The following is an 18,430-nucleotide window of genomic DNA, read 5'->3' on the forward strand; positions in this document are numbered from 1 at the left end:
CCCTAGGGCTGGTTCTCCTGCTCACGGATCGTGTCGGGATCCAGGAGCAGATCCTCCTCTTCGAGCATCGGCAGCTTCTCCACCTTCACCTGGGAGGGATGACGGGGTGGCTCGATCCACTCCCAGCTGCTGCGCGGAGCGCGGCTGAGGCAGAGGGCCTCCAGTTCCCTGCGCAGGGCCCGGCGCACATCGCGGCGGGCCACGGCGGCGAAGAACTCCTCGCGGCTGGCCAGGCCGGAGCTGAACGGGTGGTCGCCGTTGCCGTTGAACAGCCGCGCCGGATCCGGCAGCCAGCGGGGCCGGCAGTAACCCGTGCGGCGGGTGTCGGTTTCGAGCCAGATGTGCAGCCCATAGCCATCGGGCTGGCTGACCACCGCCAGGCCGTCGTGGGGCTGCTGCCGCTGCAGGGGAAAGAGGCGCCAGGAGGGGCGGCGGGCAGCGGGCACGCAGGCGGCCACGGCCGTCAACGTCGCCAGGGCAGCCAGCGCCAGCAGGAGGGATGCCGGACGGTGGGGGGGCCGGGCCAAGGGCGGGATGCGGGTGGGGGGATCCTGCCTTGGTCCCGCCGCGGCCGTGGACGCCACAATCACTTCAGTGTTCAGCGCAGCAACGGTCGATCCATGGCCCTGACTCCCTCGACGATGCTGCCGCTGGAGCATCCTTTGCCCGGTTTCGCGCTGGAGAGCAGCGATGGGGAGCTGGTGAGCAGCAACGGGCTGCCACCACGGCCCCTGCTGGTGCTGTTCCTCTGTGCCCACTGCCCCTTCGTGAAACACATCGAGGCGGAGCTGAGCCGGATCGATCGCGACTACAGCGACCGGATCACGATCCTGGCGATCGCCAGCAACAGCCTGATCACCCATCCCCAGGACGGGCCGCAGCAGCTGGCGGAGCAGCGCCGCCGCTGCGGCTGGAGCTTCCCCTACCTGCTGGATCCGGAGCAGAACGCGGCCCAGGCGTTCAAGGCGGCCTGCACTCCGGATCTGTTTCTGTTCGATGCCGACCAGCGGCTGGTGTACCGCGGCCAGCTCGATGACAGCCGCCCGGGCAACAGCCAGCCGCCCGATGGCGCCGACCTGAGATCGGCCCTTGATTCGCTGCTGGCGGGGCGACCACTGGAGCGGGAGCAGAAGCCTGCAATCGGTTGCAATATCAAGTGGCACCCGGGACTGGAGCCGGCCTGGGCCTGACCCTTGGGGGGGCTTAAGGTTGCTGCCATGCAGGTGCCCCCCTTCGATCTCACCGAGCAGCTTCATCAACTGGGTGAGGCCCTCGAAGACGCCGTTCTGCAGGTGTTGCGCAGCGGGCAATACATCGGGGGCGCCACGATTGCCCGCTTCGAGCAACAGTTCGCCGAGGCCGTGGATGTTCCCCACGCCATCGGCTGCAACAGCGGCACCGACGCCCTGGTGCTGGCCCTGAGGGGTCTGGGCATCGGCGAGGGCGATGAGGTGATCACCAGCTCCTTCAGCTTCTTCGCCACCGCCGAAGCGATCAGCGCCGTGGGTGCCACGCCGGTGTTCGTGGATGTGGACGAGTCCACCTACCTGATCGATCTCGAGCGGATCGAGGCGGCACTCACCCCCGCCACCAAGGCGGTGATGCCGGTGCACCTGTTCGGGCGGCCGGTGGACATGGAGCGGCTGGGGCAGATCGCCGCCGCCCACCAGCTGCTGGTGATCGAAGACTGCGCCCAGGCCACCGGCGCCAGCTGGGCCGGGCGGCCGGTGGGCGGCTGGGGCGATGCGGGCTGCTTCAGCTTCTTCCCCACCAAGAATCTCGGCGCTGCAGGCGACGGCGGTGCGGTCACCTGCCGGGATCCGCAGCTGGCCGCCCGCATCCGTGAGCTGGCGGTGCACGGCATGCCCCGCCGTTACCTGCACACATCCCTGGGGTACAACAGCCGCCTCGACGCCATGCAGGCGGCGGTGCTCTCCGTGAAACTGCCCCACCTGCCTGGCTGGGTGGAGCGGCGGCAGCAACTGGCGAGCACCTACCGCAGCGAGCTGGCGGATCTGCAGGGGCTGGTGCTGCCGGCAGCGGGCCCCGGCGGCCACAGCTGGAATCAGTTCGTGGTGCGCGTTCCCCGCTGCCCATCGGCCCAGGCGGCGGGCTGCGGCGGCGGTTGCCAGCCCTCCAGCGACAGTGCCACCTATGGCCTGCCGGAGAGCTGCTGCCGCGACTGGCTGAAGCAGACCCTGGCTGAAGCCGGCGTCAACACGATCATCTATTACCCGATTCCGATCCACCGCCAGCCGGCCTACGCCCAGCTGGGCTATGGGCCCGGCAGCCTGCCGATCACCGAGCGGCTCACCGCCGAGGTGCTGAGCCTGCCGATCTTCCCGGAACTGAGCGCCGCCCAGCAGGCCACCGTGACGGCCGTGCTGCGCCAGCTGGTGGCTCAACCCCTCAGCCTGGCCTCCTGAGGAGCTGCTCTCCTCAAGCCACCGGTGCGGAGGCCACCGAAGCCGCGTGCAGGGCCTTGAAGCGGGCCTGCTGCGTCTTGTGATTCACGATCGGGGCCGGGTATCCCCGCCGCTCCAGGGGGGCGATCTCGCCGCGGATCAGGTCAGCTGTGGCCACCCGCGCAAGCTCAGGTAACCAGCGGCGAATGTAGGTGGCCTCGGGATCGAAGCGGGCCGCCTGGGTGTAAGGGTTGAAAATGCGCAGCGGTTTGGGGTCCATGCCGCTGCTGGCACTCCACTGCCAGCCACCGTTGTTGGCCGCCAGATCACCGTCCACCAGCAGGCGCATGAACAGGCGTTCACCCCAGCGCCAGTCGACGATCAGATCCTTCACCAGGAAGGAGGCCACGATCATGCGGCAGCGGTTGTGCATCCAGCCCGACTCCTGCAGCTGGCGCATGGCGGCATCGACGATCGGCACGCCGGTGAGGCCGTCGCACCAGGCGGCGAAGCGGCCCTTGTCGTTTTCCCAGGGGAAGTGGCGCCACTGGGGGCGATAGGGCCCATCCGCCAGAGCGGGGAAATGGAACAGGGCCTGCTGATAGAACTCGCGCCAGGCCAGTTCCTGCTCCCAGACCGTGATCGCCTGGTGCTCCTCCTCGCTGCGGGCCCGGGGGCGCTGCTCCTGGGCGGCGGCCCAGGCCTGGCGGGGGCTGAGGGTGCCGAACTTGAGCGCCGCGCTCAGGCCTGAGGTACCCGGCTCCGCCGGCAGATTTCGCCCTGGCTCGTAGCCCAGCAGCGGGCCATCGGCGAAGGCCGCCAGCTGGGCAGCGGCGGCGGCCTCACCGGGACGGCAGGGGCAGAGATCCGCGCCGGTGAAGGCGGCACCGGGCAGGCCATCGCCGGGGCTGGGCACGGCCTTGAGCCAGCTCAGCTGATCCCAGAGCCGACGGCCCTCGGCGGGAAGGGCGGCTGGGTCGAGATCGATCAGAGCCGCCGGTGCGGCCACGGGCGCGCAGGCTTCAGCGCCGGCCAGCTCGAGCCGCCGGCGCCAGGAGCGCAGGTAGGGGCCATAGACCCGGTAGGGATCACCGGCGCCGGTGGCCAGAGCGTCGGGGGGCACCAGCAGCTGGTCCCAGTCGGAGAGCAGCTTGCAGCCGCCGGCGCGCAGGGCCTCAGCCACGCGGCGATCACGGGCACGGCCGTAGGGCTCCACATCGCGGTTCCAGGCCACCACCTCAGCGCCGCTGGCCTGGGCCAGCTGCGGCAGCACCACGGCCGGATCACCTCGCAGCAGCAGCAGCCGGGAGCCGGCCTGGCGCCAGCGCTCCTGCAGCTCCCGCAGGCTCTCGCTCAGGAACCAGAGCCGGGCCGGGGAGAGATCCGGGGCCTCCAGCAGGCCTGGATCGAAGATGAACACCCCGGTGACGGCGGCGGTGGCGCGGGCGGCGGCCGCCAGACCGAGGTTGTCGGCCAGGCGCAGATCGCGGCGGTGCCAGAACAGCCAGCGCGGCGGGCTCATCCGAGGCCCAGCAGCTGGCGTGCCCGGAACCAGGCGGTGACGCTCTTGCCATCGAGGGCCTCATCGCCGCTGGCCAGGGCTGCATCGAGGGCGGATGGCTCCAGCAGCAGCACCTCCAGATCCTCGTCGTCGTCGCCGGCGGGACGCTCGCTGAGGAGGGTGAGATCGCGGGCCAGGAACAGGTGGATCACCTCATCGGAATAGCCGGGACAGGGCAGCATCAGGCCGAGGGAATCCCAGCGGCTGGCGCTGTAGCCCGCCTCCTCGCCCAGCTCCCGCTGCATCGAGCCCAGGGGATCCTCGCCGTCCTCCAGGGTGCCGGCGGGAAATTCAAGGATGCGCCGCTCCACCGCGAACCGGTATTGGCGCAGCAGCACCACCCGCCCATCGGCCAGCACCGGCACCGCCAGCGAGGCACCGGGATGGCGAATGATCCCGTAGGTGGCCTCCACCCCCATCGGCAACAGCACCCGGTTGAGCTCGAAGCGGATCTTGCGGGCCTCGAGCACCGCCGTGGTTTCCAGGTGGGTGGAGGGCTCGGGCGGCGGCAGGGGAGCCATCAACAGCACTGCAGCAGGCCCACCAGTGTGACCGCCGGCCGCGGCCGGCGCGGTTCGGAGCGCGCGGTTCAGATCTCCTCGGGCCAGCCCTCCTGCGCAGGCAGCGGCAGCGGCGGAGGCTCGGCACCGGGGCCGCTGAGCAGCTCAGCCAGCAGGGCAGCGGCGGTTTGGTGGCCACCGGGGAGCAGCAGCGGCGCTGCGACCGCCGCCAGCGGGCCCACCACGAAGGCGCGCTGGCGCAGGCGCGGGTGGGGCAACTCCAGCTGGGGACTGCTGCAGCGGGCATCACCGCACCAGAGGAGATCGAGATCAAGGCTGCGGGGTCCCCAGTGCTGCAGCCGCTGGCGGCCAAAGCGCGCCTCCAGCCCCTGCAGCCGCTCCAGCAGCGCCAGCGGATCCGGCCAGGGCTCACCCCGCAGCACCAGCAGAACCCCATTGACGAAGGCGGGCTGCCCCGGCGGTCCCCCCACCGGAGCCGTGCGGAACAGGGGTGACCACTCGAGCACCAGCTCAGTGCCAGCCCCAGCCATCCAGCTGTGGAGCTCACTGCGCAGCAGTGGCCGCACGGCCTTCAGGGTGGCGATCGGGTCGCCGAGGTTGGCCCCCAGGGCGATGGCCACACTGGCCTCGGCGCTGATGCCCTGAGGGGTGCTGGCCGGATCACCGCTGGGCATGCAGGGCCGTGAGCTCAGGACTCACCGAGGAAATCGCGCTTGCCCAGCACCACGCCGTTGTGGCGCAGGATCGCGTAGGTGGTGGTGGCGTGGAAATAGACGTTGGGCAGCACGAACATCGAAAGGAAAGGCCACCCCATCATGGTGATCATCTCGCCGCGGCCGATCGGCACAGTGATCTCCCGTTCTTCACTGCCGTCGATCTGATCAGCCCTGAAGCCATCGAGGTAGTCGATCGAGAGCTGCAGGCGATCGATCAGTTCAGGAAAGCTGGTTTCGCTGTCCGCCAGCGACGGCGCCTCGAGACCGGCCAGGCGAGCCACACCGCGGCGGGCCAGGTCGGAGGCGATCTGCACCTGCCGAGCCAGGGGGAACATGTCGGGATAGAGGCGGCTGGTCACCAGCACGGCGGGATCGAACCCCTGGGCCTCGGCGTGGGCCAGGCCCTTGCCGAGCACCGCGATCAGGTTGGTGAGCGTCCGGCGCAGGGGCGGCAGCGAGGCCTGGGACATGGTCAGTTCCATGGGGACGTCCTTGAACCTCGGCATGGGCCGAGGCTAGGTGCAGGCCCACGGAGCCTCAGGGCAGGAAGCCGAGATCATCGAAGCGAGGCACCAGCCAGCTGGGAATGCCGTCCTTCTCCCAGGTCCAGAAGTCGCCCCGGCCCAGATACACCGGATGGCCCAGGCGGTAGGCCTGGGCCACGGTGGAGAGATCGAGGCGTTGCAGCGCATCCTCACGGCTGACGCGACGGCTGCGATCGGCAAGGGAGACCCGGGAGGCCATCGCGCAGACGCTGTCAGAAGGAGGGCCGCCAACTCTATCGGCGTTTCACGCTCCCCCACCGATCAACCGAGTCGTTGCAACAGTGACGCCGCCGCCTCCTCACCGCTGCGCACCGCCCCCTCGAAGAAGCCGGGCCAGCGCTCGGCCACTTCGGTGCCAGCCCAGAACACCAGGCCGTGGGGTCGGCGCAGGGCCTCACCGCAGCGGGTCCACAGGCCCGGCGGCATCCAGCCGGCATAGGCGCCACCCACGAACGGCACCGACGGCCAGTCCTTCTCCACGTAGGCCAGGGGGGTGAGGGCCTGGGGCCCCAGATAGGCGGCCAGATCCGCCAGCAGCGCCTGCCGGCGCCCGGCGTCATCCAGGGCAGACCAGCCCCGGTAGCGGTGCCCCACCACGAAGGCGGCCAGCACACCGCAGCCGTTCTCGGGATCGGAGCTGTCGGCGCAGAGCTCGACGGTGGGCCGATCGCCGATGGCGATCCCCGAGAGCCCCTGCTGCCGCCACCAGGGGCTGGCGTACACCACCATCACCTTGGCGCAGACGCCCATGGCCATCCCGTCGTTGAGCTGCTGGCGATCGGCGGGCAGCGCTGGTGAGAAGCGCAGGTGGCCCGCCTGCGCCGGCGGCATGGCCACGATCACGGCCCGGCAGGGGTAGCTGGCCTGATCGGTGTGCACCTGCACCGGGTGCTCGCTCCCGGGCAGCGCCTGCTCGATCGCCCGCACCGGCTCACCCAGCCGCAGCACTCCGTCTCCCAGCTCGGCGGCCAGCAGGGCCGGCAGCTGACCGGCACCGCCATGGAGCAGGAACTCCTCCGGATGCTCGCCCTGGGAAGCGGTGCGCTGGCCCCAGAGCACATGCAGCAGCGACACCTGCTCCGGCTCCGCTGGACCGAGAAAACCCACCGCCCGGCAGAAGTAGGCGAAATACCAGGCGGCGAAGGGGGTGTGGGTGTGGGCGTCGATCCAGTCCTGAAAGCTCTGGCGATCGAGTTCGGCGGCGGCGGGATGGCGGTGGGGATGGCCCGGCGGCAGCTGGGCCACCAGCTGCCTGAACTGCTCCAGGGCCGCCATGGCGTCGTCCCAGTCGGCGCTTGGAACCGCTGGGGGCTGGCCCTCGGGGAAGCCCTGGAAGAAGCCGGCGAAACGGCAGCGGCTCTCGCCGAACACCAGGGCCGTGTCGCCGCTGTGCGGAGACGTGAAGCGGCGGATGCCGTGGCGATCCAGCAGGTCCAGGTAGCGGGTCTGGGTGGGGCCCATCCACTGGCCGCCGAGGTCGATCCAGGCCTGGCGCCCCTCCGCCCCAGCCTTCTCCGCCGCCAGCTGCAGGCGCTCACCCACCATCCGGCCACCGGCCGTGGCGGCGGCCTCGATCAGGCGCAGCGAGCGGCCCGCCCGCTGCAGGCTGCGGGCCGCCACCAGCCCCGCGAGGCCGGCGCCCACCACCACCACATCAACGGGTTGAGCAACAGAGGCCAGAGTCATGCTCCAAGCATCGCAAGCGGCGCCCGTGGGCCTGAACTCCGAAGGCCCCTATGCCATTGAGCTGTCGCGGGCGGAATGATCCAGTGCAGACATTTCCGGGGCGGATGTCGTCGGCACAGACATCTCCAGAGCTGACATTCTTGGCCTGGCAATTTCAAGTCCAGACGCCCCTGATCCGATGATCTTTGACTTGATTTTCGTCACCCTGGATAGCCTCAGTCAAGCTATTTTAAATGGCAGAGGAATAAACTGCGGCCTATTATTCAAGCCTTGAAACTATGCCACAGGCGGCTAATCACTCCCTCTCCGCCTGGCCATGGCATACTTCATTGAACAAGCATGTCCAGCTGTGGCGAACGATAAAAGCTCTGCGAAATCAGCGCTGGCAGGCGTTCTGGTTCTTCTGGCCGTGGTGGGTGGTCTGGCGCTCACCGGTTGGCTCACGATCGTGATGCTCGACCTCAAGCACCTGAACACCTCCGGTTTCACCCTGCCCTGAGGCCCCGCCGTGGTGGGGCCGGCTCAGGCGGTCCAGACCCGGAAGGATTCCAGCTGGGAGAGGCCGAAGCTGGTGGTGAGCGCCACATCGGCTGCATCGCGGCCACGGGCGATCAGGATCCGCCCGATCCGGGGGGTGTTGTTGCGTGGGTCGAACACGTGCCAGCCATCGCCGAGGTAAGCCTCGAACCAGGCCGAGAAGTCCATGGCCGAGTGGGGCGGCGGCACACCGATGTCGCTGAGGTAACCGGTGCAGTAGCGGGCCGGGATGTTCATGCAGCGGCAGAAGGCGATCGCCAGATGGGCGAAGTCGCGGCAGACCCCTTCGCGGCTGTCGTAGGTGGTCAGGGCTGATTTCGTCGGGCTGGAGCGTCCGTAGTCGAAATGCACGTGATTGTAGACAAAATCACAGATCGCCTGCACCCGCCCCCAGCCCATGGGGGAGCCCTCGAACAGCGACCAGGCCAGATCGTTGAGCAGATCGCTCTCGCAATAGCGGCTCGAGAGCAGGAACAGCAGCGCCTCCTCCGGCAGGGCCTCCACCGGCAACTGCTGCAGCGCCGGCAGCACCGGATCGGGCCGGCCGGGATCCGCCACCACGCCGGTGGCCTGCAGGCGCAGCACCCCGGTGGGGGCCACCAGCCGCTGGCAGTGGTTGCCGTAGGAATCGATGTAGGAGCGCAGCGGCACCGCCGGCTCCACCTGCAGGGTGTCGGGCTCCAGCAGATCGGCCGCCCGGCTGGCATGGACGCCGAGGGTGACGATCAGCGGCGTGGGCTGGGGGCAGCGCAGCTCCAGCTCAAAGCCCACCCTGATCTCCATCGTCGAGGCGGAATCGTGCTGTTGATGCATCCATCAGCCTAGGGGCGGAGCACCGTGGCGCAACGGCGGCAGCTCCTCTGCCAGGGATTGCCCAAGCACGACAGCAAGCCGCTCGGCCCACTCCTGCTGCCCCGCCTCGCTGGAGAGCAGGTCCTGGCGGACTTCCAGCTCCACATGGGGAATGCGCCGCCGCTCGCCATGGACCACCAGGGTGTGATCGCTGTCATCACTGACCGCATAGGGCTCGTTGTCGCCCACCTGCAGCCCCCGCTCCTGCCGGAGCCCCCGCAGCAGCCGCCGGGCCAGGCGCCCGTCACGGCCGTGCAGCACGCCCACATGCCAGGGACGCTCCTGGCCCGAATGCACCGGCGTGAAGCTGTGCAGGGCCACCAGCACGCTGGGCTGGCCGCGGCGCTGGCGGCCGTCGAGCTCGGCGGCGATGCGGCGGTGATAGGGATCGAAGAGGGCCCGGCGCCGCTGCTCTCGCTGGGCAATTGAGAGCTGGCTGTTGGCGGGGATCGGCGTGTGATCGCTGTGGCTGACGATTGAATCGGGCGCTCCGGGCGGACGGTTCACGTCGATCACCAGCCGTGAGTAGTTGTGCAGGATCAAAAAGGCATCCAGCCGGGCCGCCAGGCGCTCAGCCAGCTCGGCCACGCCCAGATCCCAGGCCACATGGGTGTCGAGCACAGCGGGGCTGAGCTGAAGGCCGCCCAGGCGGCCGGGGATGGCGCGGCCGGCGTGGTCGGCGGTGAGCAGCCACTCGGAGCGGCCGCTGCAGCCGACGATGCGGAAAACGTCCGGATCGTCGGCTCCCAGCAAGGGATCCGGAAGCGTCATGGCAGTCAGAATGGCGAGTCCAAGGGTCTGGGAATCACGGACCGATCGCTTGCGTCCGGTGAGCCCTCGTCGGTGCGGTTCGTCAGCGGATCAGCTCAGAACTTACGCAGTTCCCTGCGCATCTTGAGGGGATGGTGGCCGGCCTGCTGCTGGTTGAAGATCACGATCGACGCGGCGGCCAGCAGGAGAGCGATGACGGCCACAACACCCCAGGAGATGGCAGGCCGGCCCTGGGGAAGGCCGTGGACGCGTCGCCTGGACGCAGCGCGGCGCCGCCATCCTGATGGCCTCTTGAACCTTCCCATCGACGATCCTCAGTCACTGATCCCGGCCCCGATCGATGGAGAGGGGTGAAAAGATACCCAGCATCGCCCCAGCTGGCCTGCCATGGACGTTCCAGTCCTGCTGCTTTCTACCGGTGGCCACCAGCTCGAAGCGGCCGAGACGCTGGTCCAGGCGGGCCGGTTCGCGGTGATCCTGTTCGCCGCCAGGGCCATGGCCGAGCTGATGGTGCGGCTGCGCCTGCCGGCCATCCTCGGGGAACTGGTGGCGGGTGTGCTGATCGGCGTCTCAGGGCTTCCCCTGATCCTGGCCCCGGAGCTGGTCGGGGACCTCAACTCCTTCGCCCAGGGCGCGATCGCTTCACTGGCCCAGGTGGGCCCCGACCAGGTTCAAGAGATCTACGACCACAGCTTCAGCAACCTGCAGGCGGTGGGCAAGATCGGCCTCTTCGCCCTGCTCTTTCTCACCGGGCTGGAGAGCGAACTCGATGAACTGATGGCGGTGGGGATGCAGGTGATCACGGTTGCCCTCACCGGGGTGGTGCTTCCCTTTGCCCTGGGGACCTTCGGCCTGCATGCCCTCTTCGCCGGTGCGGCGATGACGACCACCAGCATCGGCATCACGGCCAGCGTGTTGGGGGAGCTGAAGTTCCTGCGCACCCGTGATGGCCAGACGGTGATCGGCGTCGCCGTGCTCGATGACTCCTCGGCATCGTGATCCTGGCCGTGGTGGTGGCACTGGCGGGCGGGGAAGGCTTAGCCATCGCACCGGTTCCCAAGCTGATCGCAGCGGCGGTAGTGTTTGCGGGTGTGGCGCTGTTCCTGAGCCGTACCGCCGCCCCCGCCTTCGACTTGCCGCTGGATCGCCTGAAGGCCCCCGGCGAGATGGTGGTGGCGGCCTGATCCTGAGTGCCTCGCGGCACCGGCATTCGATCGAGGAGGCGGTGAAGCCCCTGGTGGCACTGTTCGCCACAGTGTTTTTCGTGCTGATCGGCAGCGGCCTCGATCTGGCCGTTCTCAATCCCTTCGAGGCCGCTAACCACGAGGGGCTGGTGATGGTGATGGGCACCACCTTTCTGGCTCCGGTGCTGCTGCGCCTCGTGCTGGCCAATCCTGAGGCTGCCGTTGAGGTCGCCCCAAGGATCTCGTCTCCCTGATGGCGACCCAACTCCCCTAATCCTCGCTCGACTTCGACTTCCCCGCCGGCAGGGGTGGCAGAGCGGGTGGAGAGAGCACCTCCAGCTCGGGGGGATTGGGAGCGGTTTCAGGGCCGATCAGGTCCACCGCGGAGCGTTGCACCACCAGACGAAAGCGCAGGGGTGCCTGCTTCTGGTTGATGAAGTCCTGCACGGCGGCCACCTGCTGGGTGGTCGGCAGCGCCGGATCAGTGACCCGCACCCGGGCCCGGATCAGGGGCGGATTCTTCTGCCAGTCAATGGAGACCCCCACCAGATCAATGGCGGGGTCGCCGCCGAGGGTGATCGTGCTGCTGCGCAGGCGCTGCTCGATCACCGCCTCCAGCTGCTGAGCCTTGGTTTCCAGCCGGTAGCGGCTCACCAGGCGATAGAAGCTCGCGCTCAGTGGAATCACCAGCAGGGCGGTGAGGGCCACGCTGGTGAGACCGAGCCTGCTCTGGAAGAGGCGACGCCGGTAGGCCCGCTCAAGGATGGCCAGGGCCGCCATCGCCCCCACCATGATCCCGAGCAGGTTGGTGGCGAACAGCAGCAGCGCGCCATAGGCCTGCAGCCAGTAGGAGGAGGCCAGCAGGATTCCCACCACGCACATCGGTGGCACCAGGGCCACGGCGATCGCCAGGCCCGCCAGGGCCGAGATCGCATCCTTTCTGAGCTTGGCGAACATCGCCACCGCGCCTGCCACCAGGGCCACGCCCAGATCCAGCAGGTTGGGGCTGGTGCGGTTCATCACTTCGCTGCCGAAGCTGGGGAAGGCCACCAGATGGCCCACCCCCATGGCCAGCAGCACGCAGATCACCACCCCAAGCATCAGGGTGCGCAGGGCCCGCAGCACCATCGGCGCCCGACCCCGCAGGGTCTCGAAGGCCATCGCCTGCAGCGGCAGGATCCAGGGGGCCACTACCATCGCGCCGATCACCACACCGGGGCTGTTGGCCAGCAGGCCGAGGGTGGCGATCAAGGTGGCCCCCACCGTGAGCACCACAAACACCAGGTTGAAGCTGGCCTCGTGCTCGAACTCCCGACGCAGGGCATCCAGACGGGCGTCGTCCGGGGTGGCGGTGGTGGCAGTCATTGCTGGGCCGGAGGCGGTCGGCGGAGGCCAATGATGCTGCCTGCAGATCAAGCCAGCCCGTTGGCAGCGCTGCACCCGTTGCAGCAATCCGATTCAGGGCTGGATCGGTACTCCAGATGTTCCTGCTCGCCGCTGCGATGCCGATTCCCCTGACCGCCCTGCTGCTCGCACTCGCAGCCCCCCAGCCCGTTGTCCTGCCCGAATTCGTTCAAGCCGGCGCCAGGCCGATGGCCGTGGCTGCCGGTGGCTGGGTCGCCCAGGCGCGGACTGCCGCCCTGGCCTCTTCCCTGCAGGGAAAACCGGTGGTGGTTGACATCTACGCCAGCTGGTGCGGGGCCTGCCGCACGATCGCCCCCACCCTGCGCTCCCTCCAGCAACAGAAGGCCGGCAAGGCCACCTTCGTGAAATTCGATGTATCCGATGCCAGCAAGCTGAAGGCCTCACGCGCCAGGGCCAAAGAGCTGGGGCTGGGTGCCTTCCTGGAGGCCAACCGCAGTCAGACCTCGCTGGTGGCCGTGATCAACCCGGCCACCGGCGCCACGGTGCAGACCTTCCGGGCCAGCACCGATGAGCGCGCCTACAGCTCGGCGATCCAGAAAGCTCAGACGCAGCTCAAGCCGTGACCAGTGCTGCTCGCGGGAAGGGCCGTTCCTTTCTGCTAACGCTGGCCGGACTGGCCCTGCTCGGGGTGCTGGCGCTGCACTGGCTGCCGCAGATCGGCGCGCAGCTGGATCTGGCGATCCTGACCGTGTCGCAGGCCTACGCCCAGCAGTTCGAGGCCAGCCCAGCAGGCCCCGGCTTCCTGCTGCCGCTGGTGGCGTTCGGTGGCGGGCTGCTGGCGAGCATCTCGCCCTGCGTGCTGGCCATGCTGCCGCTGAACCTCAGTTACATCGGCACGCTCGGCCCACTCAGCCGACGCCAGGCCGCCGTCCGCGTGGGGGGCTTCGTGGCCGGCACCGTCGTGGTGCTGAGCCTGTTCGGGCTGATCGCCTCCTTCGCGTCGGCCATCGTGGTGGACCACCGCGGTCCGGTGCACGTGGGGGTGGGGCTGATCATCCTGGTGATGGGCCTGAAGCTGGCCGGCTGGCTGCCCCTGCCCCTGCCCCGCCTGCCGGACCTGCCCCCCGCCGGCGGACCGTTCCTGGTGGGCATGGGCTTCGCCCTGGTCAGTTCCCCCTGCGCCAGTCCGGTGCTGTTCTCGGTGCTCGCCGCCGCCGCCGGCACAGGCTCCACGGCGTTGTCGGTGGTGACGATGATCAGCTATGCCCTGGGCTACACCGTGGTGATTGCCGCATCCAGCCTCTGGGTGGGCCTGATGAATGCCTCCAGGCGGCTGCTCGACCATGCCGGAATGATCAGCCGGGTGAGCACCCTGGTGCTGTTTACGGCTGGGATTTACTACACCGCCCAGGGTCTGATCTGGACCTGGCAGAACTGAGCGAAGCAAAGCTGGCGATCGCCGCCTCGCCGCGGCGGTGGATCTCGCGGGCGTAATCGGTCCAGGTGCCCTGGCCCCAGTAGCGGAAGCAGCTGGTTTCCAGCAGCAGCAGGTGGAGCAGCGCCTGCTGGTAGGGCGGGGTCTTGGTGATCAAGGGGTCGCTGGCCACCAGGGGATCGAAGACCTGGTGGAAGCGGGCACTGAGGCCAGCCATCGGCTCCAGCACGTTGGCGTAGCCCTCCACCCAGCTGAGGTCGTTGGTCCAGGAGGCGCCGGTCATGGAGAAGGAGGGATCACGGGCCTGGAGATCACTGATGGCCGCTTCGGTGGCCTCTGCTGTGGCTGGGCCGCCCAGCGGCTCCAGCCGTTGCCAGAGCCTGTGCTGGCCCACCGCCTGAATCTTCGGGAACTCCTCTGAGGACACACCGGCTGCATCGAGCAAGGCGAGATATTCACTGCCATTGATGGCCACCGTGCCTGGATCCTGGCCCCGGGCGGCGATGCTGCGATGGGCCTGAAGGAAGGCCGGCGGGAACTCGTTCATCATCACGCCGCCATTTTCGCCGTCGGCAATCTGTGAAACGAGTGCGGGAATCGTGGTGGCCCCCAGCGGCTGCCGGCCCAGGCCCAGGGCTTCGTGATAGGGCTGCATCTGGCCCACCAATTTGGTGTCCGAGCCCTGGGTTTTGATCAGCGCAATGAGGCTGGCCGTTTCGCCGCTGGAGCTGCGCGCCACCAGTTGATTGGGGATGAATGTCTGCTCCCGTCGCAACCCGGAGCCATCGAGATTCTCAACGCTGTGTTCCTGCACCAGCAGCCAGCGGTAGCCACAGTCGTTGAGGGCTTTCACCAGGGCATAGAGGGTGTCGGGGTGATTGGGCAGGTGCATTTCCGGTGGTGAGAAGCCCTTCACGCGCTGTAGGGCCTCCCGGCCGAAGAGGGCCGCGAACTGGTGTTGCCAGGCCAGGATCTGCAGCTTCAGGTCGGGGATCGGCGTGGAGGGAGCCACCGCATGGCTCCAGAAGGTGCCAAGCCATTCCACGTGCGGTTGAAGGGCTGGATCACAGGCGAGCGTCTGGAGGGCTTCGATGATGTCGTGGCGGCCCATCTGGCCCAGTCCCCAGAGCAGATTGCCGGAATAATCCAGCATGATCCGGGGGTTGCAGCCCTCCTCAATCAGCTGGGGAATGATCTCAGCGAGGCGCTTGTAGCAGTGGGCAAAGGATTCGGCGTTGTGATTGTCGCCCTCGCCTTGGTGCTCCAGCATGTATTGCAGATGGGAGATGAGTTCTCCGTTCGCACCGGCTGGAATCGTGGGCTGGTGCATGTGCAGCGCACAGGCAAAGCCAGAGCGGAGCTGCGCCAGGTTCAGATTCGACGGCGGCAGCCCCCCTGGCCCCCTCGGACCGGCCCGTTGGACCAGCTCGAGGATTTCCGTTTCGAAGCCGGCGATCGGCGGCAGGGCGTGGTTGCTGATGACTGAATCCATCGGCCCATCATCGCGACCGCTGCGGGCGCCTGGCTGGCGCATGGGTCGTCGGTGTCACTGGCGTGATCAGCGGCCGACTCCTAAGGTTTGATCCCCTGATCGCTCGCCCGGTGCGCACACTTCCCCTTGCCCTGACCGCTGCACTCCTGGTGCTGCCGCAGCTGAGCTCTGGAGCAGCCCAGGCCCAGAGGCGGATTCCCAAACTGCCGGGGTACAACGAGTGTCCACTGGGTTATGTCAATGACCTGAAGCAGCATTGCAATTCACCGATCGATTACGAGGTGAAGCCCACCTATGGAAAACCCTGTGACTCGGGGTGGATGAATATTGGAGCCGGTTACTGCAAGAAAAAAACCCTTGGGATTTTCTGATCACGATGGCGGGGCGTGAGGCCCGCCGCTGGGAAGCTCCACAGTCAGCAGCAATGCACTTCCCGTGGAGCTGAAGCCACGGAATCGTGAAGGTGTGCCGAGAGATTCTTAACAGCCGCGCCGATCATGATCATGCTGGGGATCACGTAATCGCGCAGCCTGATGCGACAGCGCCGAAGCGTTGATCGAACAGAAGCCAACGCGCCCCCCACGCACGATGCTGGAGGCCCTGATCCAGATCCGGACAGAACGCTGGGTGGTGGTGGTGGATGCCTCAGTGCTGCCACGCTCCTCACCGGCGAGAGCCGTGCTGCCCGGGCACCTGGCCTGCGTTGCCGGGTGGAAGTGGGCGGGAAGCGCGCCTGGCGCGGACGCTCAGAACGACGCTTCCGTCTGGCCGGCGAAGCGGCCGGCGTAGCACTCGCTGCCCTCCAGCCTCTGGAACACGAACTGGCAGATCGCGGTGCCGGGATGCACGGCCAAAGGGGCGGGGCCGAAGTTGCTCATCTCCAGCACCTGCTGGCTGTCGATGCCGGGTCCCATGAAGGGGGCGCTGATGTGCACCATCAGGCCCAGCCGCGCAAAACGGCTGCGACCCTCCAACCAGCCGCACAGCCCGGGGCCCAGGCGCAGGCGCTCCTGGGTGATGCCGAGCACCGTTTCGCCCGGCATGATCAGGATGTGCTGGCCCTCTGAAACCTCGATCTTCTCGGTGAGCTGCCGGTAGTCGGTGTGCTCACGCGCCTCGATCACAGCGTGCACCTTGCGGAACACCCGAAAGGTGGGGGCGAGGGTGAGGTCGAGCGAGGCGGGGCCCAGCCGCTCGGGATCGAAGGGGGTGACCGTTATCGCACCCTGCTGGATCGCCCGCAGGATCGCCTCTCTCCCAAGCACGGCCATGGCGTTCCCTGGGGTTTGGGCGTGGATGGATTGTCTCAGGCGGTGGCAGCCTCTGGGCCCTCCAGCCCCTGGCCCAGGATCCCGTTGGGGAGAGCGGCCGCAGCATCCCAAAGCCAGAAGGGATCCCAGCAGGGTCGCCTGCCTGACGGGCCGCCCTACACCAAACCTGGCCCGGTTGCCCGGCAGCCACCACCATCGCTCCATGGCCTCCAGCCCCTCTGCTGCCTTCCTGCGCCTGCGCGCGTTCATCGCCGAACGCATGCGCCTGAGCCCCATCGACCAACCACTCATGCTCTTGGAACTCCTCAGCCGCCGCAGCCCGGCCCCAGCGCAGGACCTGGCCCGGTGGATCCTGGAAGCGCATGGTGGGTGGCGAGGAGGTGTTTGCCCCACCGCCACCGCATGCCTGCGATTGTTGGGGGCTGGGCGGGCTGTTGCTCGGCAACCCCCACACCAGCGTGCTTAGGAGGTTCCGGGAAGGTGCCTGAAACCCCCGCTACCCTGAAATCATCTGGCTACCGGCCCTGCCGGCAGGGCGCGTGGTGAATGACCTGCTGACGCTGCCCTTGGCACAACGGCTGGAGTTGGTCCAGACCCTATGGGATTCCATTGCTGCAGAGCAGATCGGACCGGAACTCTCGGAAGCCGACCGCCAAGTGATCGATCAGCGGTTGGAGCGGTTCCTGGCCGACGGCGAAGCGGGGCTTGATGCCGATGAGGTGCTGAACGCAATGGAGCAGTCCCTCTGATCATGGTGCTGAGGCTCCGTCCCGAAGCCCGGCTCGATCTCGAAGCTGCAGCCCGTTGGTACGAAGCCCAGGGCCTATTCCGAGGGCTATCGGAACACCCGCCGTGCTCTGATCCGGCGCTTCCCCTACGGCGTGATCGACCTGCCCGTTCCCGAACAAGGCACCATCGCTGTGCTGGCCGTGCTGCATTGTGGCCGCGACCCCAAACTCTGGCGGCAGCGCTCCAGCAGGTGAGCCCCCATGCCCCCGCCCCCCTCCGCCAGCTACCAGCGCCTGGTGGGCAAACTGCTTGGGGGGTGCGAAGGAAGAGCGACCCTCACGCCGTTCCCCACAACCGGAACTCCACCTGCTGAGAGGCTGCCTGAAAGTCCTTGTCGGTTGTCAGCAGCGTCAGCTCGTAGCGCTGGCAGAGTTGAACAAGCAGGGCATCAATGGTGCCGATCTGGATCCCTCGCCGGCGGCAGACATTGCGGATTTCGGCTGCTGCCATGTGGTCCTGCTTGTCGGGCTGGAGGAAGGCGAGGGCGGAAAGGCGTTCCACGAGCTGCTCTCGGTTTTTGGGGCCGGCAAAACCCTGGAGAACCTCCTGGAGCACCAATCCCGTGGTGAAGACCTGCTCGGCACCCTGGAGAGCGGCACGGAGGGCGACCACCTCAGGCACGCCTGGCTGGCCATCACGGCGAAAGGCCAGCGACCAGACCGAGGTGTCGACCAGCAGGCTCACCGCTGGCGTTCCCGTTCGGCCTTGTAGTCGTAGCCGGGGTCCCACTCAAGCTTGCCGAAGAGCTCGGCAACCTGTCGCTGCTCCCGGCGCGCGATGAACTCCTGAAGGGCTCGGGTCACGGCGGCCTTCTTGGTGGGCTCACCGCTAACACGGAACGCGTGATCAAGCAGGTCCTGATCGAGAGCCAGATTCGTGGCCATGTGTGACCTCGCCGTGAGGTCCCCACACATTAGGGCCATCGGCCTGGCTGAGGGGACAGGCAAGCGCATGGCATCGCGGCAGGGCTTCTCCCCCACCAGTGCCACCCCCGTCTCATCCCGCCAGGATTCCCCCATGCTCCCGCCCTCTGCTGCCTTCCTTCGCCTGCGCGCGTACATCGCCGAGCGGATGCGCATGAGCCCCATCGACCAACCCCTGATGCTGATGGAACTGCTGGGCCGGCGTAGCCCCGCACCCGCGCACAACGTGGCCCGGCGGTGAGGTGGGTGCCTTTTATTGGACAGCTTCGGCCCCTGACATCGTTAGCCCAGGACGGGAGGAACAGGGTTCTCTCTCAGTGTAGACCTCTTGGGGAGTTCTGCCTCCCAGTGCACTGTGGGGTCTTACATGGCAATAC

General features: G+C 67.9%; 22 protein-coding genes and 1 pseudogene. 9 read left to right on the plus strand and 14 right to left on the minus strand.

Going from position 1 to position 18,430, the window contains the following annotated elements:
- Positions 1-2: 2 nt before the first annotated feature.
- Complete coding sequence (locus KQ304_RS04780; protein WP_399228454.1) at positions 3-536, minus strand: hypothetical protein; 534 nt, start codon at positions 534-536, stop codon at positions 3-5.
- A gap of 84 nt (positions 537-620) precedes the next feature.
- Here KQ304_RS04780 and KQ304_RS04785 point away from each other — a divergent pair, with 84 nt between their 5' ends.
- Both KQ304_RS04785 and KQ304_RS04790 read left to right on the plus strand, forming a co-directional pair.
- Positions 621-1,190, plus strand: coding sequence for a thioredoxin family protein (locus KQ304_RS04785; protein ID WP_259735969.1), 570 nt, complete (start codon positions 621-623; stop codon positions 1,188-1,190).
- Positions 1,191-1,217: 27 nt separating this feature from the next.
- Complete coding sequence (locus tag KQ304_RS04790) at positions 1,218-2,426, plus strand: DegT/DnrJ/EryC1/StrS aminotransferase family protein (RefSeq protein WP_259735970.1); 1,209 nt, start codon at positions 1,218-1,220, stop codon at positions 2,424-2,426.
- A gap of 13 nt (positions 2,427-2,439) precedes the next feature.
- Here the strand turns inward: KQ304_RS04790 and KQ304_RS04795 are convergent, their stop codons facing one another.
- The 6 genes from KQ304_RS04795 to KQ304_RS04820 all read right to left on the minus strand — a co-directional run bounded on the left by KQ304_RS04795 (position 2,440) and on the right by KQ304_RS04820 (position 7,434).
- Positions 2,440-3,927 (minus strand): FAD-binding domain-containing protein, encoded by a 1,488-nt coding sequence (locus KQ304_RS04795; protein WP_259735971.1) that lies wholly within the window; start codon positions 3,925-3,927, stop codon positions 2,440-2,442.
- The gene (locus tag KQ304_RS04800; RefSeq protein ID WP_259735972.1) at positions 3,924-4,487 is read right to left on the minus strand and encodes an NUDIX domain-containing protein; all 564 of its coding nucleotides are present in this window, start codon (positions 4,485-4,487) and stop codon (positions 3,924-3,926) included. Before KQ304_RS04800 ends, KQ304_RS04795 begins: the two co-directional genes overlap by 4 nt.
- Positions 4,488-4,555: 68 nt before the next feature.
- Entirely contained in the window at positions 4,556-5,161 is a 606-nt protein-coding gene (folK, locus tag KQ304_RS04805) for a 2-amino-4-hydroxy-6-hydroxymethyldihydropteridine diphosphokinase (RefSeq protein ID WP_259735973.1), read from the minus strand.
- A gap of 14 nt (positions 5,162-5,175) precedes the next feature.
- Positions 5,176-5,673: a DUF1993 domain-containing protein gene (locus tag KQ304_RS04810; protein WP_311133887.1), complete on the minus strand. Its 498-nt coding sequence runs from the start codon at positions 5,671-5,673 to the stop codon at positions 5,176-5,178.
- 67 nt (positions 5,674-5,740) lie between these two features.
- Positions 5,741-5,947 (minus strand): hypothetical protein, encoded by a 207-nt coding sequence (locus KQ304_RS04815; protein ID WP_259735975.1) that lies wholly within the window; start codon positions 5,945-5,947, stop codon positions 5,741-5,743.
- 62 nt (positions 5,948-6,009) lie between these two features.
- Positions 6,010-7,434 (minus strand): FAD-dependent oxidoreductase, encoded by a 1,425-nt coding sequence (locus KQ304_RS04820; protein ID WP_259735976.1) that lies wholly within the window; start codon positions 7,432-7,434, stop codon positions 6,010-6,012.
- 316 nt (positions 7,435-7,750) lie between these two features.
- Between KQ304_RS04820 and KQ304_RS04825 the strand changes: the two genes are divergently transcribed.
- On the plus strand, positions 7,751-7,933 hold the full coding sequence (locus KQ304_RS04825; protein WP_259735977.1) for a hypothetical protein: 183 nt from the start codon (positions 7,751-7,753) through the stop codon (positions 7,931-7,933).
- A 23-nt stretch (positions 7,934-7,956) separates the two neighbouring features.
- Here KQ304_RS04825 and KQ304_RS04830 read toward each other — a convergent pair whose 3' ends face one another.
- Both KQ304_RS04830 and KQ304_RS04835 read right to left on the minus strand, forming a co-directional pair.
- Positions 7,957-8,784: a transglutaminase family protein gene (locus KQ304_RS04830; protein ID WP_259735978.1), complete on the minus strand. Its 828-nt coding sequence runs from the start codon at positions 8,782-8,784 to the stop codon at positions 7,957-7,959.
- A gap of 3 nt (positions 8,785-8,787) precedes the next feature.
- Positions 8,788-9,594 (minus strand): N-formylglutamate amidohydrolase, encoded by an 807-nt coding sequence (locus KQ304_RS04835; protein WP_259735979.1) that lies wholly within the window; start codon positions 9,592-9,594, stop codon positions 8,788-8,790.
- A 387-nt stretch (positions 9,595-9,981) separates the two neighbouring features.
- On the opposite strand from KQ304_RS04835, the pseudogene KQ304_RS04840 reads away from it, so the two are divergent.
- Positions 9,982-11,032 (plus strand): annotated as a pseudogene (locus KQ304_RS04840) (cation:proton antiporter).
- 16 nt (positions 11,033-11,048) lie between these two features.
- Here KQ304_RS04840 and KQ304_RS04845 read toward each other — a convergent pair.
- Positions 11,049-12,143 carry a DUF389 domain-containing protein gene (locus KQ304_RS04845; protein ID WP_259735980.1) on the minus strand — a complete coding sequence of 365 codons (1,095 nt, stop codon included), beginning with the start codon at positions 12,141-12,143 and terminating at the stop codon, positions 11,049-11,051.
- Between the two features lie 116 nt (positions 12,144-12,259).
- Between KQ304_RS04845 and KQ304_RS04850 the strand changes: the two genes are divergently transcribed.
- On the plus strand, positions 12,260-12,766 hold the full coding sequence (locus KQ304_RS04850) for a thioredoxin family protein (protein ID WP_259735981.1): 507 nt from the start codon (positions 12,260-12,262) through the stop codon (positions 12,764-12,766).
- Positions 12,763-13,581 carry a cytochrome c biogenesis protein CcdA gene (locus KQ304_RS04855; protein WP_259735982.1) on the plus strand — a complete coding sequence of 273 codons (819 nt, stop codon included), beginning with the start codon at positions 12,763-12,765 and terminating at the stop codon, positions 13,579-13,581. Before KQ304_RS04850 ends, KQ304_RS04855 begins: the two co-directional genes overlap by 4 nt.
- Here the strand turns inward: KQ304_RS04855 and KQ304_RS04860 are convergent.
- The gene (locus tag KQ304_RS04860; RefSeq protein ID WP_259735983.1) at positions 13,526-15,070 is read right to left on the minus strand and encodes a glycosyl hydrolase family 57; all 1,545 of its coding nucleotides are present in this window, start codon (positions 15,068-15,070) and stop codon (positions 13,526-13,528) included. The genes KQ304_RS04855 and KQ304_RS04860 overlap by 56 nt on opposite strands.
- Before the next feature lie 110 nt (positions 15,071-15,180).
- Between KQ304_RS04860 and KQ304_RS04865 the strand changes: the two genes are divergently transcribed.
- Entirely contained in the window at positions 15,181-15,441 is a 261-nt protein-coding gene (locus tag KQ304_RS04865) for a hypothetical protein (protein ID WP_259735984.1), read from the plus strand.
- A gap of 375 nt (positions 15,442-15,816) precedes the next feature.
- Here the strand turns inward: KQ304_RS04865 and dcd are convergent, their stop codons facing one another.
- Complete coding sequence (gene dcd, locus KQ304_RS04870) at positions 15,817-16,341, minus strand: dCTP deaminase (RefSeq protein ID WP_259735985.1); 525 nt, start codon at positions 16,339-16,341, stop codon at positions 15,817-15,819.
- A 542-nt stretch (positions 16,342-16,883) separates the two neighbouring features.
- Here dcd and KQ304_RS04875 point away from each other — a divergent pair.
- Positions 16,884-17,090 carry an addiction module protein gene (locus tag KQ304_RS04875; RefSeq protein WP_259735986.1) on the plus strand — a complete coding sequence of 69 codons (207 nt, stop codon included), beginning with the start codon at positions 16,884-16,886 and terminating at the stop codon, positions 17,088-17,090.
- Between the two features lie 316 nt (positions 17,091-17,406).
- Here the strand turns inward: KQ304_RS04875 and KQ304_RS04880 are convergent, their stop codons facing one another.
- Together KQ304_RS04880 and KQ304_RS04885 are read right to left on the minus strand one after the other, a co-directional pair.
- Positions 17,407-17,814 (minus strand): PIN domain-containing protein, encoded by a 408-nt coding sequence (locus KQ304_RS04880; RefSeq protein ID WP_259735987.1) that lies wholly within the window; start codon positions 17,812-17,814, stop codon positions 17,407-17,409.
- A complete protein-coding gene (locus KQ304_RS04885) occupies positions 17,811-18,014 on the minus strand; it encodes a type II toxin-antitoxin system VapB family antitoxin (protein ID WP_259735988.1) in 204 nt (67 codons plus the stop codon). The genes KQ304_RS04880 and KQ304_RS04885 overlap by 4 nt, the downstream gene beginning before the upstream one ends.
- A 133-nt stretch (positions 18,015-18,147) precedes the next feature.
- Here KQ304_RS04885 and KQ304_RS04890 point away from each other — a divergent pair, with 133 nt between their 5' ends.
- Positions 18,148-18,294 carry a hypothetical protein gene (locus KQ304_RS04890; RefSeq protein WP_259735989.1) on the plus strand — a complete coding sequence of 49 codons (147 nt, stop codon included), beginning with the start codon at positions 18,148-18,150 and terminating at the stop codon, positions 18,292-18,294.
- Positions 18,295-18,430 lie beyond the last annotated feature (136 nt).

Origin of the sequence: Synechococcus sp. CS-1329 (genome assembly GCF_025128055.1) — a bacterium.
Classification (GTDB): domain Bacteria; phylum Cyanobacteriota; class Cyanobacteriia; order PCC-6307; family Cyanobiaceae; genus Regnicoccus_A.